The sequence below is a fragment of the Novosphingobium sp. 9 genome, from assembly GCF_025340265.1.
In the GTDB taxonomy this organism is placed as follows: Bacteria; Pseudomonadota; Alphaproteobacteria; order Sphingomonadales; family Sphingomonadaceae; genus Novosphingobium.
In genome coordinates, this window is record NZ_CP022708.1 from 1,132,767 (window position 1) to 1,158,347 (window position 25,581).

Below are 25,581 nucleotides of genomic sequence, written 5' to 3' on the forward strand. Positions count from 1 at the left end.
TGAATAGCGTGACATATGACATGCAGGGGTCCAATCAACGCCATCGCTGCCCCCTGATCATGCCTGGGCGCAAATGCGGAATGCCTCTACACAAGGTCGATCGAACACGGCATCGTGAAGGCTCTTTGGCGGGAGATTCATAGAGATGCGTTCCACCCTGATAGCCGTGCTGGCGCTGGCCGCGGCCCCTCTTCCACTGGCCGCACAGGCGCAGGGTACGGCGCAGCCACCCGCGACGGGCGAGGCGAACCCGTCGCAGGATGACGCCGATCCCTTTCTCTGGCTGGAACAGGTGGATTCGCCCCAGGCCATGGACTGGGTGAACGCGCACAACGCCACCACCACGCAGCGCCTTCAGGCCGATCCGCATTACCAGACCTTCTACGATCAGGCGCTGGCGCTGGCCGGGGCCAAGGATCGCATCCCCGCGCCCAGCTTCCTGCATGGCGCGATCTTCAATTTCTGGCAGGATCAGGACCATCTGCGCGGGATCTGGCGCAAGACCTCGCTGGCGGATTATCGCACCGAGACGCCGCACTGGACAACCGTGCTCGACATCGACGCGCTGGGCAAGGCCGATGGCAAAAGCTGGGTGATGAAGGGCATCGACTGCCTCGAACCCGAAGAGAACCGCTGCCTCGTCTCGTTGTCGGACGGCGGCGAGGATGCGGTGGAGATCCGCGAGTTCGATCTCGACACCGACAGCTTCGTCAAGGACGGCTTCCACCTGCCGCGCGGCAAGCATCGCGTGGCGTGGGAGGACCGCGACCACCTGCTGGTCGCCACCGACTGGACGCCGCAGGACCTGACCCATCGGGCTACCCCTTCGTGGTCAAGCGCCTGACACGCGGACAGCCCCTGTCCTCCGCACAGGAAGTCTATCGCGGCGATCCGCAGGATGGTGGCTATGGCGTTACCCCGGCTGTCCTCCACGATGGCAAGGGCAACCATCTCGCCGTGATCGAACGCCCGCTCGACACCTTCCGCCACCAGACGTTCGTGCTGACCGCGCGCGGGGCAGAGCGCCTTGCCATTCCGGACAAGGCCTCCGTCGTCGCCCTCGTCGCAGGCCGGGTGATCGTGCAGCTCGATCAGGACTGGAGCACCGGCGGCAAGCGCTTCGGCTCGGGCTCGCTGGTCGAACTCGCTCTTCCCTCCGTACTGGCCGCGCCTGCGAAACTGCAGGCCAGGCTCATCTGGGCGCCCGGCCCACGCGATGCGCTGAACGGCATCACCTCCACCCGTGACACGCTGCTGGTCAGCACGCTGGAGAACGTGCGCGGTCGCGCGCTGGTCTTCACGCCGACTGCTACGGGCTGGAAAGAGTCACAACTGCCGCTGCCGGACAATCTCTCGGTCGATTACGGCGCGACCGACGAACAGTCGGACATGGCCTTCGTCAGCACCAGCGGCTTCCTCGATCCCTCGACGCTCTATCTGGCACACACCGCCGGGAACACGCTCGCCAAGGCCAAGGCCCTGCCGCCCAAGTTCGATGCCTCGCGCGATGTGGTGGAACAGCTGGAGGCAACCTCCAGCGACGGCACGAAAATCCCGTACTTCGTCGTCCACCGCAAGGATATTTCCTACGATGGCACCACGCCGACGATCATGACCGCCTACGGCGGCTTCCAGGTCAGCGAGACGCCCTACTACTCCAGCACCACCGGCAAGCTGTGGCTGGAGAACGGCGGCGCCTTCGTGCTCGCCAACATTCGCGGCGGCGGCGAGTTCGGCCCCAAATGGCACGAGGCCGGTCTCACCACGAAACGGCAGATCATCTACGACGATTTCGCCGCCGTGGCGAAAGACCTCATCACCCGCAAGATCACCTCGCCGCGCCGCCTCGGGATCGAGGGCGGATCGAACGGCGGACTGTTGATGGGCGTCGAATTCGTCCAGCACCCGGACTTGTGGAACGCGGTGCTGATCGAGGTGCCGCTGCTCGACATGATCCGCATCTCGAAGATCGCTGCGGGCGCTTCGTGGCAGGGCGAATATGGCGATGTGAATGCCGACCCGGCCGTGCGCGCGTTCTGGGAGAAGACCTCGCCCTACCAGAACCTGAAGATCGGGCCGAAATACCCCGAACCCTTCATCTTCACCACCACCAAGGACGATCGCGTCGGCCCCCAGCACGCGCGCAAGTTCGCCGCGAAGATGGAGAGCCTCAAGCTGCCGTTCTACTACTACGAGAACACCGAAGGCGGCCACGGCGCGGGCGCCGACATCAAGCAATCGGCGCGCACGACAGCGCTGACGATGACCTACATGTGGCAGAAGCTGATGAACTGATCGCAGATCAATCCCTTGAGCGCCTGCGAAGAACGATCCTCTTCGCAGGCGCTCACCCCGGCCTTCTTCTGTTCATGCAGCATGACAATGGCGCCGGCACGCCGGCAAACCGTCGAATTGCCATCTCTCGCTTGACCGCATGGGCGACCCGGTTCACCTTCACCGCATGATACAACATATCTCCCGCGCACTTGCCTATGGTGCCGCCACCATCGCTCTTTCGTTTCCCGCTTATGGCGCCTTCGCGGCTCCCAACAACGATACGCTCGACACCATGGCGAACGAGAAAGTCGGCACCTATGACTGGGTGCGCCCTCAGGCCAATTTCGTGCGTCGCGTGGTCGATATTCCGATGCGCGACGGGGTGAAGCTGCACACCGTCATCATCTTCCGCAAGGGGCTGACCGACGCCCCCATGCTGCTGACGCGCACACCGTATGACGCGGAAGCCGCCGCCAGCGGAAACCGCAGCCAGAACATCGACGAGGTCGTGCGCTATTCCGACCGCCTCTTCGTGGACAACGGCTATATCCGCGTGTTCCAGGACATTCGCGGACAGCACATGTCCCAGGGCGACTACGTGATGAACCGCCCCTGCGCGGCGAATTCAACAAGACCAAGACCGACCACGCCACCGACACGTATGATACCATCGACTGGCTGGTGAAGAACGTGAAGGAAAGCAACGGCAAGGTCGGCATGATCGGCTCTTCCTACGAGGGCTTTACCGCGCTGATGGGCACGGTCGATCCGCACCCCGCGCTGAAAGCCACCGTCCCGCAAAGCCCGATGGTGGACGGCTGGATGGGCGACGACTGGTTCCACAATGGCGCGTTCCGCACATTCGGGTACGATTACGATCTGGAACAGACCGTCGGCAAGGGCGGCGGCGCTGTGCCGCGCGGCACGGGCGAGGACTATAGCGCCTACCTCGAAGCAGGCTCTGCCTACGATTATGCGGAAAAATACGGGCTGCTGGATATCCCGGCGATCCGCAAGGTGCTCGAACACCCCGCTTACGATGCCTGGTGGCAGTATCAGGCGGTCGACAAGCAACTGGGCAAGCGTCCCCTCACCGTTCCCATGCTGCTGGTGGTAGGCGAATGGGATCAGGAAGACAGCTATGGCGCCCCGGCCGTCTACAAGGCGCTGGAGCCCAAGGATACCAACAACAACATGGTCAGTCTGGCGATCGGTCCGTGGCGCCATTCGGGCGTCAACTATATCGGACGCTCGCTCGGCGATCTGCAGTTTGAAGGCGACACGGCCCAGCAGTTCCGCGAGCGTTACGAGCTACCCTTCCTCGATTGCCACCTCAAGAGCAATCCGCCCGCCTGCCGTACGCCGCCCGTCATCACCTACTCGACCGGGGCGGACCAATGGGAGGTCTCGCAGAAATGGCCTGACGGCAACTATACCCCGCTTTACCTCGCAGACGGCTTCGGCCTGTCCTGGAGCAAGCCTGCCGCCGCCGGGCAGGACAGCTACGTCTCCGATTCGGCGAAGCCTGTCCCGATGCTGCCGCGTCCGATCCATATGGACGGCGACGAATGGAAGACCTGGCTGGTGCAGGATCAGCGCTTCGCCGACAGCCGGACCGACGTGCTGAGCTATTCCACGGGCACGCTGACCAAGCCCGTCCACATCAAGGGCGCCCCCAAGGTGGACCTGCACGCCTTCACCAGCGGGCAGGACAGCGACTATGTGGTCAAGCTGATTGACGTCTATCCGGCAGAGGATTCAGCGCACCCCGACATGGCGGGCTACGAACTGCCGATGGGGATCGAGATCTTCCGCGGCCGCTACGTTCACGGCTTCGCCACGCCCGCACCGCTGGAACCGGGCAAGAGCTACAACTTCAAGTGGTCGCTGCCCAACGTCGATCACGTCTTCCTGCCCGGCCACAAGATCATGGTGCAGGTCCAGTCGAGCCTGTTCCCGCTCTACGATCGCAACCCGCAAAAGTGGGTGCCCTCGATCATGAAGGCCAAGCCGGAAGACTATGTGAAGGCGACAGAGACGGTGCAGCATGGAGGGGAAACCGCAAGCGCCGTCTGGTTGCCCGTTGCACAGGACTAGGCCGCTACACGAAGCGAGAGAGCCTCAGCTGATCCCGCGATGGCAGCAGGGTGATTTTTCGGAGTCACCCTTGCCCCAAGATGCACGGCGTGCGCCCCTTGTCAGCTTTCGGGTTGTGCGGGGGGCTGTGCCGTAATGGTGCTTTCCACATGGGCGAGCTGGAGCTGGACGAGGGGTTTCCAGGGGGCATCTTTGGGCGCGTGGGTGAGGAGATCGGCCCAGATCTTTGCGGCTTGCGGCAGTTTTCCCGAGGTTGCGAGGGCGAGGGCTGTGAAGAACGGTGGGCCGGGCGCCTTGGGATCGGCCTGTCCGGCGCGGCGATAGGCGTAGAAGGCGGCCGGTGAGGGATAGCCGTGGGCGTGCATCAGCAGGGCATTGCCCAGCGCCAGCCAGGCCTCGCTGTTCTTCGGGTCTTCCTCGATGGCGGCGCGCAGGATGCCCGCTGCACTGGCATAGTCGCCGTTGCGGGCCAGCGCGTCGGAGACGATCACCCAGCGGTTGAGCGGCGGGATCGTACTGTTCGTCACCTTGCGGCGCAGATCGACCAGCAGTCCCGGATTGTCGGCATCGGCTTGCACGGGATCGGTAGGACGGTCTGGCAGGTCGGGTCGGCCCTGCACGGCATAGCCTGCAAGCCCCACCGCCAGCGCTGCCGCCAGCGCGCCGTATGCACTGCGCGGCACCCGCAGGCGCCAGACCGCAAGGGCGAAGATCGCGCCTGCAAGGATCAGAACCGCCAGCCAGATCATGATGCTCTCCTGCCCAGACGCGTGCGGGCTATCAGTGTGCCCAGAACCACCAGCACCACCGGCAGCGCATAGAGCGGCCAGCCCGCACCATCGAGCGGCGGGGCATAGCTGACGTAATCGCCATAGCGCCCGATCAGCCAGCTGCGGATCTGCGCGGGCGTCTGTCCTTGCGCGATCCGCTCACGCACCAGCGATCGCATCGCGCCTGCGATCGGCGCATCGGAATCGGCGATCGACTGCCCCTGACACTGCAGGCAGCGCAAGGTTGCCATCAGCGCCCTGGCCCTGGCCTCCTGCTGCGGGTCGTCGAGCTGGCGCCAGGCATAGGGCGCGGTGCCCTGAAGCTCCTGCGCCAGTGAGGGCGCAGCCAGTCCGAGCGCTGCGGTGATCGCCATCAGGGCAAGTGTCCGCCTCATCGCCCGGCCTCGCGGATCTGTGCCAGCAGACCCGGCATGTCCTCTGTCCGGATCTCGCCGATATGCTGGTAGCGGATCACCCCGTGCCCATCGACGATATAGCTTTCCGGCACGCCCGAAGAGCCGAGCGCAAGCTGCACCTGTCCGCTGTCGTCGCGCCCGATCGTCTGGAACGGGTTGCCGTTGACGGCAAGGAACTTCGCCAGATCGCCAGGCTCGTCGCGCACCGCAATGCCGACGAGTTGCACGCCTGCGGCACGCAGGGCCGCCAGCTGCGGCGCCTCCACCCGGCACGGCAGGCACCACGAGGCGAAGACGTTCACCACATGCACATGGCCATCGGCGAGCGCCCGGCTGTCGAAGCCGGTTCCGGCGCCATCGGGCAGCCCTGCGGGCAGCGAGAACGCGGGCATCGGCTTGCCGACCATCGCGCTGCGCACCGCCGTCTCCTGCGGCCGCAGCAGCGCCGCCAGCGCCAGCGCGGCAACGGCTGCGAACAGCGCCAGCGGCAGCCAGATCATCCAGTTCGAGGTGCGGGCCTGAGGTGTCGAAGGCGTACTCATCGCGCCATCTCTTCCCGGCGTTCCTCGATCCGTCGCACGATCCGGCCGCGCCGCCATCCGCTCCCCACGCGTCCGGCCAAGGCCAGCAGACCGCCGAGCGCGACCAGCACCCCGCCCAGCCAGATCAGCGACACGAACGGCTTCCACCACAGCCGCAGCTGCCAGCGGCCATCGTCGGTCTGCTCACCCAGCACGGTATAGAGCTGCCCGTTCCAACGGGTATGGAGCGCCGTCTCGCTGGTGCCTTGTGGTGGCGCCCAGAACATGCGCGCCTGCGGTTGGAGGTGAACAGGCGCCCCGCCGCGATAGCGTGCGTCGAGTTCGGCCTCCAGCGCGGTCCAGTTCGGCCCGGCCTGCGGCTCAATGGCGGCAAGCCGCACGCTCCACGGGCCTACTTGCGTACTCTGTCCGGGCTTCAGGGCAACGAGACGCTCGATGGTCCAGGTGCTCTCGCAGCCCATGCCGATCAGCGCGACGCCGATCCCGAAGTGCGCGATCACCATGCCCCACAGCGGCAGCGGCGCCTTCAGGCGGCGACGCGAGACCAGCGGCATCCACGAAGCCACGGCAAGCCCTGCCCCCAGCACCAGCACGAGGAACGGCAGCACGCTCGCCCCGCCCCACACCAGCACGGCGATGACGGCCAGCGCGATCATGATCGCCGCGCCGGTCAGCAGCGGCAGCACGCGCGGCAATGTGTCGCGGCGCCAGCGCAGCAGCGGCCCGACCATCAGCACCACCAGCATCGGCACCGCGAACAGTGCCGAGACCGGGTTGAAGTAGGGCGGCCCCACCGAGACCCGCTCGCCCATGGCCTCGGCCACCAGCGGATAGAGCGTACCGAACAGCACGATCGCCAGGATCGCCGTCAGCAGTACATTGTTGAGCACCAGCGCGCCCTCGCGGCTCACCGGCTCGAAGCGCGCGCCTTCGTGGATGCGCCCGGCGCGCAAGGCGAACAGCAGCAGCGCGCCGCCGATGTAGAGCGCCAGCAGCCCAAGAATGAAGGTGCCGCGCGTCGGATCGACGGCAAAGGCATGGACGCTGGTCAGAATGCCCGAGCGCACCAGGAACGTGCCGATCATCGACATCGAGAAGGCGATCACCCCCAGCATCACCGTCCACACCCGCAGCGCATCGCGCGAGGCCAGCACATTCACCGAGTGGAACAACGCGGTCGCCGCCAGCCAGGGCATCAGCGAGGCGTTCTCTACCGGGTCCCAGAACCACCAGCCGCCCCAGCCCAGTTCGTAATAGGCCCAGTACGAGCCCAAGGTGATGCCCAGCGTCAGGAAGATCCATGCGCCCAGCACCCAGGGCCGCATCGCCACGGCAAAGGCACGCCCCGCCTCGCCGCTCGCCAGCGCGCCCACCGCAAAGCTGAAGGCGATCGAGAGCCCGACATAGCCCAGGTACAGCGTGGGCGGATGGAACGCGAGGCCCATGTCCTGCAACAGCGGGTTGAGCCCCATGCCCGCAGGCGGCGCCGGATCGAGCCGGGCGAACGGGTTCGAGGCCAGCAGCAGGAAGGCATAGAAGCCAAGGCTGACGAAGGCCTGCGCCGCCAGCGTCATGCGCATCGTGCGTTCGGGCAGGCGATGCTCCAGCAGCGCGACCAGCGCACCGGCAAGGCCCATCACTGCCACCCACAGCAGCATCGAGCCCTCGTGGTTGCCCCAGGTCGAGGCAAGCCGGAAGATCAGCGGCTTGTCCGCGCTCGAATCGCTGGCGACCAGCGCCACCGACAGGTCCGTCGCGACGAAGCACCAGGCAAGGCACGCGAAGGCCGCCAGTACCAGCACGCCCTGCACGACCGCTGCCGGGCGGGCGAGCGCGCCGAAGGCTGCACTCTCCTCATTGTCACCGCCCCGCGTCGACAGCACCCCTGCCAGCAATTGCAGCAGCGCCAGCGCCGCGGCCATCCACAGGGCAGCAAGGCCCAGTTCCGCGATCATTGCGTGTGTTCCACGAGTTCGTGTGCCTCTTGGGCGCTCATGCTCGCCATCTCGCGCGGCACGTACTTCTCGTCATGCTTGGCCAGAAGCTGCGTCGCCACGAACAGGTCGTGCTCCGCCTCCATGTGCCCCTGTGCCACCACGCCCGATCCCTCGACGAACAGCGAAGGAACGATGCCGGTGAAGCGCACGGGTACGTTCACCTTGCCGTCGGTCACCTCGAAGGCCACCGTCACGCCGTCGGCCAGCGTGTGCAGCGAGCCGCGCCGCACCATGCCGCCAAGGCGGACCTCCTGATCGGGCTTGGGCGGATGGGCGAGGATCTCTGCCGGGAGATAGAAATAGCTCGCCTCGCTGCGCAGCGCCCAGGCGGCCAGCAGCCCTGCCCCCAGCAGCGCCGCAATCGCCAGCAACACCAGCACCATGCGCTGGTTGCGCGCCTTCAGAACAGACGTCCGCATCAGCGACGACGCTTGATCTTGTCGCGGCGCGCCTCGGCCCGCTTCATCGTCCACAGCGACCAGGCGACCAGCGCGATCGTCGCGCCCAGCGCCACGCCATAGGCGGCGATCACATAGGGCCAAGCATCGAAGGCCGCGCGCATCAGGCCGCCTCCTCGCCCAGCGCCATGCGGCGCAGGCGCGCATCGGCCTGCCGGTCCGCCAGGATCGCGCGCATCCGCGCCAGCACGCAGGCTGCAAAGATCAGTGTGAAGCCCAGCGTCGCTGCGAACAGCGGATAGAGAAAGATCGGCGCGATGGCCGACTTGCCCAGCGTGATGCTGGGCGGCTGATGCTGGCTGTTCCACCAGATCACCGAATAGTGGATGATCGGCAGGTTCACCGTGCCCACCAGCCCGAACAGGGCAGGCGCCAGCGGCGGCTCACCGCCCACCGACGCCTCATCGCTCGCCCGCGCCAGCGCAATCCACGCAAGGTAAAGCAGCAGCAGCACCAGCATACTGGTCAGCCGACCGTCCCACACCCACCAGGCACCCCACGCCGGACGCCCCCACAACGAGCCCGTCGCCAGACACACGGCGGTAAACACCGCCCCCGGCACCGCGCAGGCCCGCGCCGCCACCGGTGCCAGCGGATGGCGCCATACGACCTGCGAAAAACTCCCCGCCGCAATCCCCGACCACCCCGCCATGCCCAGCCACGCCGCAGGCACATGCAGGAAAATGATCCGCACCGTGTCCCCCTGAAGCCGCTCCGGCGGAACACAAAACAGCCCGAACACCAACGCCCCGCCCGCCAGCACGACACCGCCGATCAGGCACACCGGCAGCAAAACCCGCGCCAGACGCAAAAAACGAGCCGGATTCGCCAAACCGTGCATGCCGGAAGCTCTAGGGGCGGAACTCATCAACGATCTCGATTAATTCTTGCAGGCGTGAAGACGTCATTCACGCCTATCACTTCCCTCGCGCGTGTCGCGGAAAAACTGCGCGGGCCTTCATGGACACAGCGGTCATTCCAGACGAAACGGAGCCCTCCGAAATGTCCGGAAGGCTCCCTAAGGTTCAGGAGAGCAAGGCTGAAAAAGGCATTTCCAGCCTCAATCCTGCCAACCTTTATGCCGTGCGCCTGGCTGCTCGGCGCTGCCCCCTGCGGATCGCGAAGAAGGACAGCGCTGCGAACACGGCAGCCGCAAGGCCCATCAGCCACGGCATGATCTTCAACAGCAAGGGCTTACCCCCGCCTGCACGCGCAGTAGCGACCATGTCCTTGGTCACAAGCGTGTCAGGGCGACCGAAGCGCTGCAACACATGATTGGCAACGGCAGCAATCTGTTCGTCGGTCATCTGATTGGCGAATGCCGGCATGAAGGCATGGCCCACGCCGCTCTCGCGGTCGACACCGCCAAGGATCGTCATGACGAGGTTGGCGGGATTAACCGCACCGGTCGTCACGCTGCCCACCAGCGGCGGATAGAAATGATCCTTCGTGCCCTTGCCGTCCATCCCGTGGCACGAGGCACAGGCGCCATCATACAGGAACGCACCATCGGTGGTCGAACTGTCCGAATAGGAAGCCTCGGTCGCCCCGTTGCCCGGCTCATAGGCTGCCAGCTTCACCGGCCGCGTCTCGGTCCAGCCGAAAGCGGGACGAGTGTCGCGTGGGTCACGGATGGGCTGGCTGGCCTTGAGATAAGCCGCGATCGCGACAAGATCGGCTTCGGGCAGATGCTGCAGCGAATGCTCGACCGCTTCGGCCATGCCGCCAGCCGCGATGCCCTTGCCCGGTGCACGACCGTCACGCAGATAGGCAACGAGATCGGCCTGACTCCAGCCGCCAATGCCGCTGATCGGGTCCGACGTGATATTCGGAGCGTGCCAGCCGCTGAGATCGGCACCGCCAAGCGCTTCGCTGGGCTTTTCGGCCATCAGCATGTTACGCGGCGTGTGACACGAACCACAGTGCCCCAGCGTCTCGACAAGATACTGACCGCGCTGTGCTTCCGGAGACAGGTTCGCGGTAGCCTTGAAAGGCTTATCCGAGGTGAACAGCCAGTTCCACGGCCCCATCAGCATGCGAATACCGAAGGGGAACGGCAGATGCGTTTCCGCCGCCTTGGTGTCCACCGGCTTCACGCCGTGCATGAAGTAAGCGTAGAGCGCCTGCATGTCCGCCGTGCTGATGCCCTGATAATCGGTATAGGGCATCGCCGGATAGAGGTTTGCGCCGTCGGGACGCTTGCCCTTGCGCATGGCATTGTCGAAGTCGGCAAAGCTCCAGCCGCCGATGCCCGCGCTCTTGGAAGGCGTAATGTTGGGGGCCACGATATCGCCCAGTGGCGAGGCGATCTTGTAGCCGCCGACATATGGCGCACCGTGCGTTTCGACCGCGCGGTGACAGGCCGCGCAGTCACCCGCGTTGGCGACCACGGCACCGCGTGCGACCAGCGCCGGATCGGTAAAGTCGGGGCCCGCGTCCTGTGCGAGAACGGGAGCGGATGTCGCCAGCGCGAGGCAGGCGGCCGTCATGGCGAAAAGGGATTTCATCGCGTCAGACCTCCTTCGCGATCGTGTCGGCGATGCGGATCGAGAGCGCCACGCCGGTCAGCGTGGGGTTGATCACGCCCGAGGCGGGAATCACGCCGGTGGTCGCAAGGAAGAGATTGTCATGGTCATGCGTGCGGCAGTCGCCGTCCACCACGGAGTCCTTCGGATCAGCGCCCATGATGACCGAGCCCATAAGGTGATCACGGTTCTGCCAGCCTTCGCTGATGTCGATCAGTTGACCGTTCATGCCCTTCACGAATGTATGGAAGTCCGCCTCTGCGTGCGGCCTTGCCGCCGCCACGTAGTCATCGACATCGTAGTGGACGGTCAGCGTCGGGATGCCGAGCGCATCGCGCTTGGTCGGGTGCGGCTGCACGCGGTTCGTGGGATGCGGGAGCATCTCGAACACGGTCGAGAACTCGACCCAGCGCGAGGCCTCGTCACGGATGCGACGGTCCAGTTCGGGGCCGAGCACACCCTGATCGATCAGGCGCTTGGCGACTTCCGGGTTCGGAACCGGGTTGGCGATGGCGTGCTTGATCGCAGCATATTCGCGGCGATGCTCACCATCGCGGCGGTTGAAGATGCCGCCCTGCTGAACCGCGCCGCGACCGCCCCAGACCTCTTCGTCGGCCAGGAAGTGCATACCGATACCGGTATGATCCATCAGGTTGCGGCCAACCTGATCGGACGAGTTGGCAACGTCCGACATCAGCAGAAGCTTGGGCGTTTCCAGGCCGTGCGCGGCCACCACGAAGTACCGTGCGGTGAGGCGTACATCCTCGCCCTTCGAGGTGCGGTAATGAACCGCAACGATCTTGCCGTTCGCGCCCTTTTCCAGCTTGTAGGCCGTCGCATCGGTCAGCAGCTTGGCGCCTGCAGCTTCCGCATGGTCGGCATGGAAGCCGCCCGAATACATCGCACCGATCGGGCACACCGGCATGCAGTTGTTGTTGCCAGCGCAGGCCGGACGCCCGTCGTAGGGCTTGGTCACGCGCGCGTTGGGCTCGTGAATGAAGTTGAAGCCGAGCGGCGAGAGGCGTGCCTCAAGGCGCTGGAACATGTAGGTCTTGCCCTCGGGCGGCAGCGGATAAGGCTTGGAGCGCGGCGGGAAAGCCGGACCGCCCTGTCCGCTCTGGTCCTGCTCGTCGGAACCAACCACGCCCAGCGCTTCCTCGGCGCGCTGATACCAGGGCTCCAGATCGTCATAGCTGATCGGCCAGTCGCGGCCGACGCCATAGGTCGACTTGAGCTTCATGTCCGCGGGCAGATAACGCCAGGTCGCCGCAGCCCAGTGCCAGGTGGTGCCGCCGACCAGCTTGAGCATGCCCGGACGCAAGGCGAACGAGCCGGTGTTCTCAAGATACTCCTCGGACTCGGTGGTCATCGCCCACTCGGCGTCGGGATAAGGGCGATTGTAGTCCGAGCGGCGCGAGGAATTGCGCGAGTTCTGGACGATCTTCCAGCGCGGGATACGCAGCCCCGCCTCCAGCAGGATCACCGACTTGCCGGCCTTCGCCAGTTCATACGCCGCGTTGGAGCCCAGCGCGCCGGAGCCGACGACAATCACGTCCGCATCATACGTTTCGGCCATGATTATACTTTCCCTGCTCGATCGGCGGCAGAATTGGAGGAATGGGCAGAGCCCTGCCATTCGGGGATGCTCCTGGGACCGCGCGGCACCGGCGTTCCGGCAGGCGGGTTGACCCAGAAATTGGTGCCGCCGCGTGCGTAGGTGGGGATCACCGTCGCATCGATAGTGGGGCGCCACATCAAGGCGCCCGTGAACGTCACGAAGCCGGTGGTGTCCTTGTGTCCTTCCGAAGGGGGCCTGCCCGTGAAGCCGAGATAGAACGCCGCAGTGATGGTGCGCGCGGTTGCCAGCAAGGCCTCATCCTTGCTGACCGACGCCGCCAGGAAGGCAGCCATGTCCTGCACACCCGAGGACGTGATCGCCGCGCTCAGCCGCTCTGCGGCGCGGGGAAACTCGCGGTCGAGCGTCGAAAGCTGGGTCCATGCCCGCATGACGGCCACGTCATCGGTCAGCGGCGCGCTGGTGACGAAACGGCTTGCATGAAGGAATGCGCCGCTCGGCTTTGCCGCTTGGGCCTGCGCGAGCAGCGCATCGACAGAAAAGCCGCTGCCTGCAAGAAAGGCAACACCGCCGATACCGGCAAGCAGGTCGCGTCGCCGGAATGCGGCAAAGGGGTGGCGGCGAAAGTCGAACGACTCGCCTTGGCTTGTGTCATGGGGCGCTTCTCACGTTTTCGTGGCCAGATTTGGCCTTGCCCCTGCCTCTGCCTCCCTTGCTGCGCATTTTCCAGCCCTCCCGAATGTTCGCATCGCGAAGGCTGCCTCCCGAAATCGCGAAGATTAAGTGTAGGCGCTTTCTATTTCGGGATAGCGCATCACTTCGCGCCGCAACTCGTCCTGAAGGAAATCGACAAAGGCGCGGATACGCGCGGGCTGGTGATGGCGTGAGGCGAACACGGCCTGGATCGGGATCGCCGGAGGCACCCAGCCCGGAAGCAGTTCGACAAGGCGCCCCGTCGCGAGATCCTCACGCGAATCCCATATCGACTTCAGCGCAATTCCCGCGCCACCCAGACAAGCGGCATGCGCCGCAGCCCCATCGTTGGCCAGCAGCGTCCAGCCCACTTCGACGCCGATCTTGCGACTGCCGCGCTGGAACCGCCAGAGCGTTACCGGCGGGTCTCCCAGCACAATGCAATCGTGATCAGCCAAATCCTGCGGAACACGCGGATTGCCTCGCCGTGCGACATACTCCGGCGAGGCGACCAAGACCCGGCGATCCGGCGCAATCGTGCGGGATACGAGGTCGGAATCGGGCAGTTTCGCCTGCCGGATCGCCACATCGACATTGTCCTGAACGATATCGAGCATGCGATCCGTCGAGAGCAACTGGATACGCAAGTCCGGATTGGCCTGCAGGAAGCGCCCGAGGCGCGGAGCGATCTGCCCGATGCTGAAGGCAATCGTGGCCGTGACCCGCAGCACTCCGGCAGCAGCGGTGCTGCGCGTATGCAAAGCGGCCTGCGCCTCTTCCATCTTGTTCAGGATATCGCGCGCACGCGGCAGGAATTCCAGCCCATCATCGGTCAGGCTGATGCGACGCGAAGACCGGTTTACCAGCCGAACCTGCAGATCCGCTTCCAGTCGGGCCAGCCGTTTGGAAACGACGGCCAGCGCCATCCCCTCCAGACGCGCAACCTCGGACAGGCTGCTGGCATCGGCAAGGCGCACGAAAACGGCCAAATCCTCCAAATGCGGCATAGTTGTCAACCTTTAGAAATGCCGCCCGCCTGCGGGTGGCGTTCGCGCATGCAGCGCGCATCTCGCCCGAGACTTGCCTGATTGCAACCAGAAGACCAAGGGCCGCAACCGATCGCGCCGTTGCATGGCCGATGCCCCCCCTGCCTTGCTCAAGGAGCTTTCACAATGCCATCCCGATCCTGTCTGCTCTTGCTCGGCGTGGCATTATCCGATCTCGTCATCGCCTCCGGCGCGCACGCCGCCGACGCTCCTGCCCCGGTCGAGCAGGAAACGCCAACGCCCACCCCCACGCTGACCGGCGACTGGGGCGGGCTGCGTTCGGACCTGCGCGACAAGGGCATCGACCTTTCCATCGGCTATACGGGCGAACTCGCCACCAACGTCTCTGGCGGCAGCCGCAAGGCGGTGAACGATACGGATCAGATCACGGTCGGCGCGGCCATCGATGCCGACAAGCTGATGGGCCTTCGCGGCGGCAGCTTTCAGGCAACCGTAACCTACCGACGCGGAGAAAACCTCTCGCAGAACGCGGGCCTGGATACCCTTCTCCAGGTCCAGGAAGTATACGGGCGCGGCCAAACCTTCAGGCTGACCGAGTTCTCGTATTCGCAGGACCTTGGCGGCGGTGTCGACGTGAAGCTGGGACGTCTGCCGGTCGGCAACGATTTCAGCAGTTTCTCCTGCGATTTCATGAACGGCAGCTTCTGCGGCGCCCCCATCGGCAACATCGGCGGCGATTTCTGGTACAACTGGCCGGTAAGCCAATGGGCTGCACGACTGCGCGTCAAGCACGGCTCGGCCTATGCCATGATCGGCGCCTACGAAGTCAATCCGCGCAATCTGGAGAACACCTTCACGATCGGCCACTTCAAGGGCGCGACCGGGGTGCTGATCCCCTTCGAAATGGGTCATGGCCTGCGTCTGGGGCACGACCATCTGCCGGGCCTCATCAAGGCCGGCGGCTGGTACAGCACCGCCGATGCCGACGATGTCCTGCTCGGAACCGACCGCCTCCCTGCGGTTGCGGCAGACCAGCCCATGCTGCAACGGTCGGGGCGGTACGGCGGCTTCGTGATCATCCAGCAGCAATTGACCGGTCGCTACACGCAATCGGCTGATGGCACCACGCACGCGACGCAAGGGCTGAGCACGTTCGCCACGTTCACGCAGGCCGACAGGAATACGGCCCGCGTCGACAACCAGATTACTGCGGGGCTGCACTACCTCGGGTTTGCCGACAGCCGCCCTCAGGATTTCATCCAGCTTGGCGTGGCACGCACGCACCTGAACGCCCGTGCCGCACTGGCGGACGAACTCCAAACTGGCGTCGATATCAGCCAAGGCGCCGAATATGAAATCGAGGCCGACTACGGCCTGCAACTGACGCCCTGGATGAATGTCCAACCCAACGTTCAGTACATCGCCAATCCAGACGGCGACAAGAAACGCACAAACATTGTCGTTCTGGGCCTCAAGACCGCGATTGCCCTGTAATCAAACGGCCTCTTGATGGATTTCTCAAGTCGGCAAAATTCTGAAGCCATGATGCCTTGGCCTTAAAGTGCGGCACCATGGCTTCAACGATCGGCTTGCGAGAAGCGTCTGATGAAGCAGCGCGGCGATGATTGCCGCGGACGACAAAGCGCAAACCGCCAAGCTTTGGACCTTAACCGCAAACGCAAATCGGTCTGTCGCGAATTCATCAATGAAAATGGCGGAAGACCGTTTGCCTTAACGGTTGCTGCCCCGCGTGTTTTTGCATCGTTCAGCCGATCATTCATACCTGAAGCTCATGCGCCGTATGGAGTTTCTGGAGGTCGCGATGAGGATACGAAGCAAGATAACGCTCGCCACGGCTATGCTGGCAATAGCGACAACGGGTATGGTGACTGCGGTTCCAGCAGAGGCCCGTGTCAGTGATGGGGCTGCGGTCGGCCTGGGGCTTTTGGGCCTCGGCGTTGGAGCTGCGGTCGCGTCGGATCACCATCGCCGTCACTACTATGTCGATGACGGATATTATGCACCGCCTCCTCCGCCGCCGGAATATGCGCCGCCTCCACCCCCCCTCCTCCGCCGCCATCGTATTCTTACGAATATGTCCAGCGCTGCCGGGTCGTCGAACGCTGGGATCCTTACTGGCACGACTACAGGTCGGTAAGGCGCTGCTACTGACCCGAAGGAACCTCGCTGCTCCAACATGCGGCGAGATTCCTTTTTCTAAGGAATGCCAGGTTGCAACGGTCGCAAGGGCTGATTTGCCGCATTCCCCTTCACGGCAAGGCTCCTTTTGCGTTCCCGATCGCTTCGCAAAACCCCTCGAAAATGCTCTCGACGATGCGCTCAAGCTCGCACTGCTTTGATGGTGTGCTGACGGTGCGTATGGTTTGAGCATCGGCCAGCGCAGGCCGCCCCTATCATCTCCTTCAACATGAGGAGACGAACGATGCACACAACCCCATTATGATGCCCATCCAGACGTCACGTCAGTGCATGGTCGAAGACATGGATCTGCGCCTCCTGCCGCACACCATGCAGCACAACTATCTACGGGATGTAGCGCGGTTTGCCACCCATCTCCCGATACAGCGACAGGAGCAAAACTGGGCCAATTCCAGCGCGAGGCAGAGCCGATGCTGAACAGCATCGTGTGGGCAATAAGATTCTTCTATTCCCATGCGATTAATCGGCCGCACTGCCCCGTAAGCTTTGCCAGGTGAAGCACCGGCGGTCCTTGCCAACGGTGCTCAATCGTGAGGAAGTGTCACGAATACTGCTTCGGGTGGAATACACTCAGCTGGCAATTCGCACCTTGAGGAACGTGGTCGGTCCGCTCGACATGCTAGCCGTACTTCCCGCTCCTCGATCGCAGGCATCACCAAACGGTAGGAGTGCGCGCCGATCATGACCGACAATCCGAAAACAGAAGAATGGCCCCTCTTCGATCAGAGAGGCGCAAGGAACACCAAAAAAGCGGCCACGCCCTTTGCTTGGGCAGGGCGTGGCCGCATGAGGAACTGGCGTCCGGTAGGGACATGCCCTGAGGGAATGTCGGACGTCAGGGTGTTCGGTGTTGCGCCCTCCCGTTCGAGAAAGAAGGGCAGGAGAAGATCGCCGGCTCTAACCTGCCAGGGGCTGGAGCCCTGGCACCACCTCAGGCCTCGACCAGCCGGTGCTGACGGCAGGCCATCAGCGGCTGGATCTTCTCGCCGAAGTCGGTGATGCCCTTCTCGAAATCGTCGAAGGTCAGCATGATGCCCTTGGTGCCTTCGACCGCGGCGGCCTCGTCGAGCAGCGCTGCCACCGTTGCGTAAGAGCCCACGAACGTACCGATACCCAGGTTCACCGCGCCTTCGGGCAGGTTGATGTGCCGCGCGGTCGAGCCCTCACCCGCGGTCTTGTCCGCCGCACCCTGATCGCTCATCCACGACAGCGCATCGACATCGGCGCCTTCGCGATAGCTCTGCCACTTGGCCATCGCTGCCTCGTCGGTCTCGTCGGCGATCACCATGCACAGGATATAGGCGCCGACATCGCGCCCGGTCTGCTTCGCCGCCTCGACCAGCGCCTCGACAGTAGGGGCATGCTTGGTCGGTTTATTGAGCCCGCCTGCGGTCACGAAGTTGTAGTCGCCATAGTTGGAGACGAACTCCATGCCGCGCGCCGACTGACCAGCGCCGACGATCTCGATCTTGCCGGTCGAAGGCTTGGGCAACAGCTTGCAATCATCCATCTGGAAGTGCTCGCCTTTGAAATCGGACGTGCCGGTGCTCCACAGATCCTGCATGACCTGCACGTATTCACTGGCGTAATCATAGCGATAGCCGAAGTACGCATCGCCCGGCCACACGCCCATCTGAGTGTACTCGCCCTTCGCCCAGCCGGTGACGATGTTGACGCCGAAACGCCCCGGCGCCACGCTGTCGATCGTTACCGCCATGCGTGCCACCATCGCGGGCGGCAGCGTCAGGATCGCCGTCGAGGCGAACAGCTTGATCTTGCTGGTTACCGCCGCCAGCGCGCTCATCAGCGTGAAGCTTTCCAGGTTGTAGTCCCAGAACTCGGTCTGCCCGCCAAACCCGCGCAGCTTGATCATCGACAGCGCGAAGTCGAAGCCATAGCCCTCCGCCGCCAGAACCAGCTTCTTGTTCAGCTCGAAGCTGGGCTTGTACTGCGGCGCATTCGCCGAGATCAGCCAGCCGTTGTTTCCGATCGGAATGAAAAGTCCAATATCCATGGTTGATTAACTCCTGGAGAGAAGGTCAGAACTCGGCCAGCAGGCGGCCCATCCCGGCGATACGGTCGGTAAACCCGACCGAGCGCAGCGCATGCCAGTACGTGGCGGTATTGATGGCGATCACAGGCTTGCCCAGACGCGCCTCGTGCCGGGCGGCGACATCGACCATCGACAGGTTGGTGCCGACCTGCACGATCGCATCGACATCGTCCCCATCGAGTTCATCGATCACGGCATCGAGCCGCCCCGGCGTCACTTTGGCGATATCAGTCCAGCGCTTGCATTCGAGCGGGATGTCGCGCTTCACGGCAAAGCCCGATTCCTCAAGGAACCGCCGGACTTCCGCGTTCGCCACCGGATAATACGGGGACACGAAGCTCACCGATTTCGCGCCATACGCCTTGAGCGCGGCGGCAACGGATTCCGCTCCGGTCGAGGCACCGATCCCGGCAAGATCCTCCACCTGCTTTTTCCAGGCACGAGATCCCTCTACCCCACCATAGAACGTGATCGCCGACATCCCGAGCACCAGATAATCGGGCTTGCAGGTCATGACCGAGCGCACGGCATCGAGCGTGTTCTGCGCGATCGCCGTCGTCCCGGCGATGAAATCCTCGTTATTCAGCGCGTAAGGGTCCTCGACATAGATGCGCGAGAAATGGTTGGTCACGCCTTCGGGCCGCATCCGTTCCATGTCGGGCTGGACCACGGTATTGGTGGAAGGCGCCACGACCCCGAACAGGGCGCGCCAGCCGAGCACATCGGTCATCGCTGAAATCTCCTCCGGTTATCGCAAGTCGCTGCTGCAGACCCAGACAAAAGCCTCGGCCACAGCAACGACTGCCCCGTCATGCGATGGCTGCCGCCGTTTCGAGGCTCTCGAACATCGCCTGGCGCAGCATGTACTGACGCCGCTGGACATCATCCTGCTTGATTGCCAGCATCGCCTGGCGGCGGGCCTCATGGGCATTGTCCTGATTGCCCTTGATGAATTCCATGTTCTGCTTGGTCTGCGTCTGGGTGAAGGTATGCGTCACTTCGCGACGCTGACGCTCGAACAGGGCAAGCCCGCCATCCACATCCCTGTTGCCGATCAGCGCAGGCGCCAGCTTGTCGAACAGGTTGAAGGCATCATGGATGCCCGAATTCATCCCGAACCCGCCCAGCGGATTGTTGAGATGCGCGGAGTCGCCGATCAGCATCACGCGCCCCTCGCGGAACGACTTCGCGACGCGCTGATGCACGCGGTAAAGCGTCCGATGGCGAGTCTGAACAGCAGCGCCATCGCCTATAATGCGGTCGAAGATCGCGTTCTTGTTCGCGTCCGAGCGCAGCGTCTCTTCATCCACAGCACCGTTAACGGGCACCAGAACGCGCCACAGCGACGGTACACGAAGCAGAACCAGCCACTCGTCGGGATCGCTGACGTAATTGACGTAAGCCAGATTGGGCAGATGGTCCGCCAGTTCGACTTCGGTGGACAGCGTCAGGAAGCGCTCGGGATATGTGAACCCGTCGAAGCCGATACCCAGCCACTTGCGGACGATCGAGTTCGCGCCATCGGCACCGATCAGATAGTCCGCCCGCAAGGTTTCGATGCCGGTCATCGTCTCGACCCAGAGGTCGACGCCGGTCTGGTCCTGCTGGAATGTCAGAAGTCGGCTGTTGAAGCGCACATCGGCGTTCGGCAGTCGTTCGAGCCCCTCTGCGAGTGCCCGCGAGAGATGATACTGCTCGCACTGGATGCGGAAGGGGTAACGGGTGACATCGGAAATCTCGGAGAGATCGAAGTCGATCACCTCACCGCTCTTGCGGTCGCGCCAGTGGAACACCGGCGCCTTGAGGCCCGTCTCCAGCAGCATCTTGGTAATGCCGATGCGGTCGAGCATTTCGAGCGTCGGCGGATGGAATGTCGAGGCGCGAAGGTCCTGGGCGCAGTCGCCCCCGGCTTCGAGCAGAACCACTGATATCCCTTCCTGCGCCAGCAGTGTCGCCATGACTGTGCCGACCGGACCCGCCCCGGCAATGGCCACCTGGCAACGATTATCCCCTGTCATTCAGCGGTCTCCGTTTGATTGCCAGCCGCTTATGAACCCTCGCCATACCTGCGCGACACGCCCGACCCCGCTCTATCCACCTGCCGGGTAGCGCATCGCGAACCCCGTATTCCCTAGGCAATCCCGAACGAAAAAGGCCGGAAGGATCACCCTTCCGGCCTTTCGCTGATCGCCTGTCGGTCAATCCCGAGATGCGCAGGTCAGACCACCGCGCACACGGTCTTCCATTCGAGGTAATTGTCGAGCGCCTGCCTGCCGCTGTCGCGTCCCCAGCCGGACTGCTTGATGCCGCCGATCGCAAGGCTGGCATCGAACATCGAATGACAGTTGATCCAAACCGTCCCCGCCTTGATGTCAGACGACATGCGGTGGGCATGGCTGAGGCTTTCGGTCCACACGCTTGCCGCCAGGCCATATTCGCTGTCGTTGGCGGCGGCGATGACTTCCTCGGGCTCGTCGAACGCCTGCGCGACCAGCACCGGACCGAACACTTCCTCGCGCACGATCTCCATGTCGGGACGGACATCGACGACGACGGTCGGCGCGATGAACGTGCCCGCCTCGCCGCCGCGTTCGCCCCCAGTCAGCATGGTCGCGCCTTCGCTCCGGGCACGCTCAAGGAAGCCTTCGACCCGCTCGGCATGGATGCGCGAGACCACCGGCCCCATCTGCGTTTCGGCAGCAAGGCCATGGCCCAGTCTGATCCCGCGCGCATACGCCGCAATCCCTTCCACCACCTCGTCATGGATCGAGCGATGGACGTAGAGCCGCGATCCCGCGATGCAGACCTGCCCGGCGTTCATGAAGATCGCATTGGCAGCCCCCGGAATGGTGATCGAGAGGTCAGCGTCGGGCATGATGATTGCGGGCGACTTGCCGCCCAGTTCCAGCGTCACGCGCTTGAAATTGCTCTTTGCGGCATCCAGCACCGCACGTCCCGTCGCCGTCGAACCAGTGAAGGCGATCTTGTCCACCTTGGGGTGGCCCGCCAGCGCGGCGCCCGTTTCGCGACCATAGCCGGTCACGACATTGAGCACGCCCGCCGGGACACCGGCCTCCACCATCAGTTCGGCCAGACGCAGTGCTGAAAGCGATGTGTCTTCCGCAGGCTTGAGCACCAGCGTGCATCCGGCGGCAAGCGCGGGCGCCAGCTTCATCGCCGTCAGCACCAAAGGCGAATTCCACGGCACGATCGCCGCGACCACGCCCACCGGCTCGCGCACGGTCCAGGTCCGCATCTGCCGCCCCTGCGGCTGGTAGTTGATCGAGCTTTCCAGAGTGCTGCCCTCGATCGCCATCGCCTGCCCCGCAAAGAAGCGGAACTGCCCGATGGCACCGGGAATCTCCGCCCAGCGGCCAAGCGACAGCGGTTTGCCCTGATCAAGCGTCTCAATCTCCGCCAGTTCGTCGATGTGCGCCTCGATCAGGTCCGCGACCTTCCACAGGATGCGCGCACGTTCGACCGGCACCACGGCCTTCCACGCCGCCAGCGCCCGCGTTGCCGCATCCACCGCGGCATCTACGTCGGCGGCATCTGCACGCGCGATCTGCCCGGTTTCAAGGCCACTGGCGGGATCGAGCGTCGGAAAAGTCGCGCCGCCCGCCGCAGCCTGCCATGCTCCGTCGATCAGAAGCCCATGCCCCCGCGCCCGGCGAGCCAGGAACGCACGCGTTTCTGGGCGGAGATTTTCGAGAGGAAAGGTCGAGGAAAGAGGCAAGGTCATGATACGCGCGATCTCCTGAACAGCAGCGCAGTCTAGGCACAGCCCTGACAAGATGGCGAGGCGCCGGGATAAAAATTCGCAGGTCGGATAATCGGCGCACGGATCGCCCGGCATGTCGGCTTGCCGTCTAAGCCGCCCCGGCACGGACTCGCTCTTATGAAGCGAGCCTTCGGCGTCGCACCTGCATAGATGAATACCGGCCCCGGATACGCAGCAGTGCCCAGACGTTGGCACCATGACCGGCCCGGCCCCTTACGGCAACCCAGGAGAGAGCACATGGCCAACCCCATTCTTCGTCGCAAGCTTGCCGAGGGCAAGTTCTTCGTCGTCCCCGGTATTCAGGACATGATTACGGCCGTGATCGCGAACAAGGTGGGTTTCGATCTGGTCTACGGCACCGGTTACTGGCTCACGGCGTCGGCCTGGGGGCTGCCGGACGCGGGCATCGCCACCTACACCGAAATGAAGAACCGCATGGAAACGCTGGTGCGCACCAGCAATGCCGCTGTCATCGCCGATGGCGACACCGGCTATGGCGGGCTGCTGAACGTGCATCACACGGTCAAGGGCTACGAGGCCGCAGGCGTCACCGCGATCCAGCTCGAAGATCAGGAGTTTCCGAAGAAGTGTGGCCACACGCCGTTCCGCCGCGTCATCCCGCTTGAAGACATGGTGGAAAAGATCAAGGTCGCCGTCGCCGCGCGGGAAAGCGAGGATTTCCTTGTGATCGCCCGCACCGACGCACGCCAGAGCGAGGGACTGGACGCGGTCATGCGTCGCCTTGAAGCTTACGACAAGGCCGGTGCCCATGTGCTGTTCCCCGAAGCGCTCGAAAGCGAAGAGGAGATGGCCAAAGCCTGCGCCGCCTTCGACAAGCCACTGATGGCCAACATGGCGAACGGAGGCTCCACGCCGATCCCGCTGGCTTCGGTGCTGGAAGAAATCGGCTATGCCTATGCCATCTACCCTTCGCTTACCAGTCTGGTCGCCGCCACCGCCATCGAGAAATCCCTGCGTGACCTCAAGGACAAGGGTATCGGCGAACCGGACGGCATCTTCAACTTCAAGGAATTCTGCTCGTTGATCGGTTTCGACGAGGTTTGGGAGTTCGAGAAGACCTGGGCCCCTGCCCCCTCGCAGTCGAAGTGACGGTTAGAACAGACATGGCCTCCACCCACCCCGCGCGCCGCATCGCCGCCGCCGTGCTTCACCGCAGCGGCGAAAACCCGCGCCCTTATGCGCAGAACAAACCGCTCACGGTTTCCCCGCTCGATCTCGCCGATCCCAAACCCGGCGAAGTCCTGCTGCGGATCGATGCGGCAGGCATCTGCCATTCCGATCTCTCCGTCATCAACGGAGACCGCCCACGCCCGATGCCGATGGCGCTGGGGCACGAGGCCTCCGGAACGGTGCTTGCACTGGGCGATCCGGACGAGCCGGGCCTTGCCGTGGGCGACCGCGTGGTGCTGGTATTCCTGCCTTCCTGCGGCCAGTGCCAGCAGTGCCTTTCCGGGCAAGGCTATCTGTGCGATGCCGCCGCTGCCGCCAACGGACGCGGGGAACTGATGCGCGGCGGATCGCGCCTGGCGTGCCGGGCAGAAGATGGCGGGCAGGCGGTGCATCACCACCTTGGCGTCTCCGCCTTCGCTACGCAGGCCGTGGTAGACCGGCGATCGCTTGTCCGCATCGACGCCGACATTCCCGCAGAAGTCGCGGCACTGTTCGGCTGCGCGGTACTCACGGGTGTCGGTGCCGTTTTCAACACCGCCATGGTCCGCCCCGGCGAAAGCGTGACGATCTACGGCCTTGGCGGCGTAGGACTGGCAGCCCTGCTGGGCGCGCTTGCCGCCGGAGCACAGCCGGTCCGCGTGGTCGATCCCTCACCAGAAAAGCGGGCGCTGGCGCTGGAACTAGGCGCCGCCGTGGCGCTTGCCCCGATGACGATGGCGGCGCAGACGGCAGCGATGTCGTCATCGAGACGGTCGGCAAGGCCGCTGCTCTGGCACGCGCCTATGCCGGGGCACGCCGTGGCGGGCGGATCGTCACTGTGGGCCTGCCCAACCCGGCGGAGGATCTGTCGATCAAGGCCATCTCGTTGGTGGCCGAAGGCAAGAGCCTGCTCGGCAGCTACATGGGATCTTCGGTCCCGTCGCGCGACATCCCGCGTTATATCGCCCTGTGGCGCGCCGGAAGGTTGCCGGTCGAACGGCTGCTCACCTCGCGCCGCCCGCTGGAGGAAATCAACGATGCGATGGACGATCTCGCATCGGGGGCCGCCATCCGGCAGGTCATTATCCCCGGCTGGTGATCATTTCTATCCGACAGTCGGATAGTTTCTTGATTAACGCGGTGAAACGTCATTTGCTCGTCACTCTTTGATCTGGGTCAAAGTTGTGGGGAGCAAGTGACGTGGAAAAAGGCGTTCCGATTCGGTCCATTACCCGGTCTATTGCCGCCCTGCGCGCGATCAATCGCGCCGGGTCGCTCAACATGATGGAAATCGCCAAGGCCTCCGAAGTGCCCTATGCCACCGCCTGCCGGATCGTGCAGACGCTGCTGTACGAAGGGCTGATCGAGCAGGAGCCATCGCGCAAGCGCTACCGCGCAACGATGCTCGTCCAGACGCTGGCCACGGGCTACCAGCGCGACGATGCGCTGGTGCAGGCCGCCCGTCCGCACATCGTGGACCTGACCAGACGCCTTGGCTGGCCGGTTTCGATCGCAGTGCGTGTCGGGCGTGAAATGATGCTGCGCGATTCGACGCACTCGAACTCGTCGCTGACCTTCGAGCATTACTACCCCGGCTTCACGCTGCCGATCCTCGACAGTGCCTCGGGCAAGGTCTCCATGGCCTTCGCACCGGACGAGGAACGCGAGATGATCCTGCGCTTCATGCGCGTCTCGCAGGACATCGATCTCAACTATCTGGCGACTGCCGAAGTGGGGCTCGACGTTGAACGCATCCGGGCCGACGGTTTTGCCGTGCAGGGGCGCAACTATCACAACCTCACGCCCGGCAAGACCTCCTCGATCGCGGTGCCGATCTTCCGCGATGGGCGCTATGAGGGCGCCATGACGCTGGCATTCTTCGTTGCCGCCATGAAGCTTTCGGCGGGCATCGATCTCTATCTGGACGAGATGAAGGCCACCGCTGCGGCCATCAGCCACGATCTCAGCCATCAGCCGCAAGGGCATGCCTGAACGCAAG

At 64.1% G+C, this 25,581-nt stretch carries 20 protein-coding genes and 3 pseudogenes; 8 read left to right on the plus strand and 15 right to left on the minus strand.

Annotated features, from left to right (window positions below; all coding sequences use genetic code 11):
- Window positions 1–145 precede the first annotated feature (145 nt).
- The 3 genes and pseudogenes from CI805_RS19725 to CI805_RS19735 all read left to right on the plus strand — a co-directional run bounded on the left by CI805_RS19725 (window position 146) and on the right by CI805_RS19735 (window position 4,374).
- Window positions 146–2,295: pseudogene (locus CI805_RS19725) on the plus strand (prolyl oligopeptidase family serine peptidase).
- The gene (locus CI805_RS19730; RefSeq protein WP_260928446.1) at window positions 2,274–2,465 is read left to right on the plus strand and encodes a hypothetical protein; all 192 of its coding nucleotides are present in this window, start codon (window positions 2,274–2,276) and stop codon (window positions 2,463–2,465) included. The pseudogene CI805_RS19725 and the gene CI805_RS19730 overlap by 22 nt, the downstream one beginning before the upstream one ends.
- A pseudogene (locus CI805_RS19735) lies at window positions 2,462–4,374 on the plus strand (CocE/NonD family hydrolase). Before CI805_RS19730 ends, CI805_RS19735 begins: the two are co-directional and overlap by 4 nt.
- A 101-nt stretch (window positions 4,375–4,475) precedes the next feature.
- Here CI805_RS19735 and CI805_RS19740 read toward each other — a convergent pair.
- The 11 genes from CI805_RS19740 to CI805_RS19790 all read right to left on the minus strand — a co-directional run bounded on the left by CI805_RS19740 (window position 4,476) and on the right by CI805_RS19790 (window position 14,358).
- Window positions 4,476–5,123, minus strand: coding sequence for a tetratricopeptide repeat protein (locus tag CI805_RS19740; protein WP_260928448.1), 648 nt, complete (start codon window positions 5,121–5,123; stop codon window positions 4,476–4,478).
- Window positions 5,120–5,518: a cytochrome c-type biogenesis protein CcmH gene (locus CI805_RS19745; RefSeq protein WP_260928357.1), complete on the minus strand. Its 399-nt coding sequence runs from the start codon at window positions 5,516–5,518 to the stop codon at window positions 5,120–5,122. The genes CI805_RS19740 and CI805_RS19745 overlap by 4 nt, the downstream gene beginning before the upstream one ends.
- 17 nt (window positions 5,519–5,535) lie before the next feature.
- Complete coding sequence (locus tag CI805_RS19750) at window positions 5,536–6,102, minus strand: DsbE family thiol:disulfide interchange protein (protein WP_260928449.1); 567 nt, start codon at window positions 6,100–6,102, stop codon at window positions 5,536–5,538.
- A complete protein-coding gene (locus tag CI805_RS19755) occupies window positions 6,099–8,057 on the minus strand; it encodes a heme lyase CcmF/NrfE family subunit (RefSeq protein ID WP_260928450.1) in 1,959 nt (652 codons plus the stop codon). Before CI805_RS19755 ends, CI805_RS19750 begins: the two co-directional genes overlap by 4 nt.
- The gene (ccmE, locus tag CI805_RS19760) at window positions 8,054–8,518 is read right to left on the minus strand and encodes a cytochrome c maturation protein CcmE (RefSeq protein WP_260928451.1); all 465 of its coding nucleotides are present in this window, start codon (window positions 8,516–8,518) and stop codon (window positions 8,054–8,056) included. The genes CI805_RS19755 and ccmE overlap by 4 nt, the downstream gene beginning before the upstream one ends.
- Window positions 8,518–8,661 carry a heme exporter protein CcmD gene (gene ccmD / locus CI805_RS19765; protein WP_260928362.1) on the minus strand — a complete coding sequence of 48 codons (144 nt, stop codon included), beginning with the start codon at window positions 8,659–8,661 and terminating at the stop codon, window positions 8,518–8,520. Before ccmD ends, ccmE begins: the two co-directional genes overlap by 1 nt.
- Window positions 8,661–9,398 carry a heme ABC transporter permease CcmC gene (ccmC, locus tag CI805_RS19770; protein WP_260928363.1) on the minus strand — a complete coding sequence of 246 codons (738 nt, stop codon included), beginning with the start codon at window positions 9,396–9,398 and terminating at the stop codon, window positions 8,661–8,663. Before ccmC ends, ccmD begins: the two co-directional genes overlap by 1 nt.
- A gap of 235 nt (window positions 9,399–9,633) precedes the next feature.
- Window positions 9,634–11,064: a cytochrome c gene (locus tag CI805_RS19775; protein WP_260928452.1), complete on the minus strand. Its 1,431-nt coding sequence runs from the start codon at window positions 11,062–11,064 to the stop codon at window positions 9,634–9,636.
- Between the two features lie 4 nt (window positions 11,065–11,068).
- Entirely contained in the window at window positions 11,069–12,658 is a 1,590-nt protein-coding gene (locus tag CI805_RS19780) for a GMC family oxidoreductase (protein ID WP_260928454.1), read from the minus strand.
- Between the two features lie 2 nt (window positions 12,659–12,660).
- Entirely contained in the window at window positions 12,661–13,245 is a 585-nt protein-coding gene (locus CI805_RS19785) for a sorbitol dehydrogenase family protein (protein ID WP_260929740.1), read from the minus strand.
- A 192-nt stretch (window positions 13,246–13,437) separates the two neighbouring features.
- The gene (locus CI805_RS19790; RefSeq protein WP_260928456.1) at window positions 13,438–14,358 is read right to left on the minus strand and encodes a LysR family transcriptional regulator; all 921 of its coding nucleotides are present in this window, start codon (window positions 14,356–14,358) and stop codon (window positions 13,438–13,440) included.
- A gap of 165 nt (window positions 14,359–14,523) precedes the next feature.
- Between CI805_RS19790 and CI805_RS19795 the strand changes: the two genes are divergently transcribed.
- Window positions 14,524–15,852 carry a carbohydrate porin gene (locus tag CI805_RS19795; RefSeq protein ID WP_260928458.1) on the plus strand — a complete coding sequence of 443 codons (1,329 nt, stop codon included), beginning with the start codon at window positions 14,524–14,526 and terminating at the stop codon, window positions 15,850–15,852.
- A 1,657-nt stretch (window positions 15,853–17,509) separates the two neighbouring features.
- On the opposite strand, the gene rutA is transcribed toward CI805_RS19795, so the two are convergent.
- From rutA to CI805_RS19815, 4 genes are all read right to left on the minus strand, one after another.
- A complete protein-coding gene (rutA, locus tag CI805_RS19800) occupies window positions 17,510–18,592 on the minus strand; it encodes a pyrimidine utilization protein A (protein WP_260928459.1) in 1,083 nt (360 codons plus the stop codon).
- 25 nt (window positions 18,593–18,617) lie between these two features.
- Window positions 18,618–19,361 (minus strand): arylmalonate decarboxylase, encoded by a 744-nt coding sequence (locus CI805_RS19805; RefSeq protein ID WP_260928461.1) that lies wholly within the window; start codon window positions 19,359–19,361, stop codon window positions 18,618–18,620.
- A 79-nt stretch (window positions 19,362–19,440) separates the two neighbouring features.
- Window positions 19,441–20,649 carry an FAD-dependent oxidoreductase gene (locus CI805_RS19810; protein WP_260928462.1) on the minus strand — a complete coding sequence of 403 codons (1,209 nt, stop codon included), beginning with the start codon at window positions 20,647–20,649 and terminating at the stop codon, window positions 19,441–19,443.
- A 200-nt stretch (window positions 20,650–20,849) separates the two neighbouring features.
- Window positions 20,850–22,373 (minus strand): aldehyde dehydrogenase family protein, encoded by a 1,524-nt coding sequence (locus CI805_RS19815; protein ID WP_260928463.1) that lies wholly within the window; start codon window positions 22,371–22,373, stop codon window positions 20,850–20,852.
- A 276-nt stretch (window positions 22,374–22,649) separates the two neighbouring features.
- Between CI805_RS19815 and CI805_RS19820 the strand changes: the two genes are divergently transcribed.
- The 4 genes and pseudogenes from CI805_RS19820 (at window position 22,650) to CI805_RS19835 (ending at window position 25,574) form a co-directional block, all read left to right on the plus strand.
- Entirely contained in the window at window positions 22,650–23,522 is an 873-nt protein-coding gene (locus CI805_RS19820; RefSeq protein WP_260928464.1) for an oxaloacetate decarboxylase, read from the plus strand.
- 14 nt (window positions 23,523–23,536) lie between these two features.
- Window positions 23,537–23,887: pseudogene (locus CI805_RS19825) on the plus strand (alcohol dehydrogenase catalytic domain-containing protein); the annotation flags it as partial.
- Window positions 23,888–23,961: 74 nt separating this feature from the next.
- The gene (locus tag CI805_RS19830) at window positions 23,962–24,681 is read left to right on the plus strand and encodes a zinc-binding dehydrogenase (RefSeq protein WP_260929741.1); all 720 of its coding nucleotides are present in this window, start codon (window positions 23,962–23,964) and stop codon (window positions 24,679–24,681) included.
- A 101-nt stretch (window positions 24,682–24,782) separates the two neighbouring features.
- Window positions 24,783–25,574: a helix-turn-helix domain-containing protein gene (locus CI805_RS19835; RefSeq protein ID WP_260928465.1), complete on the plus strand. Its 792-nt coding sequence runs from the start codon at window positions 24,783–24,785 to the stop codon at window positions 25,572–25,574.
- Window positions 25,575–25,581: the final 7 nt, after the last annotated feature.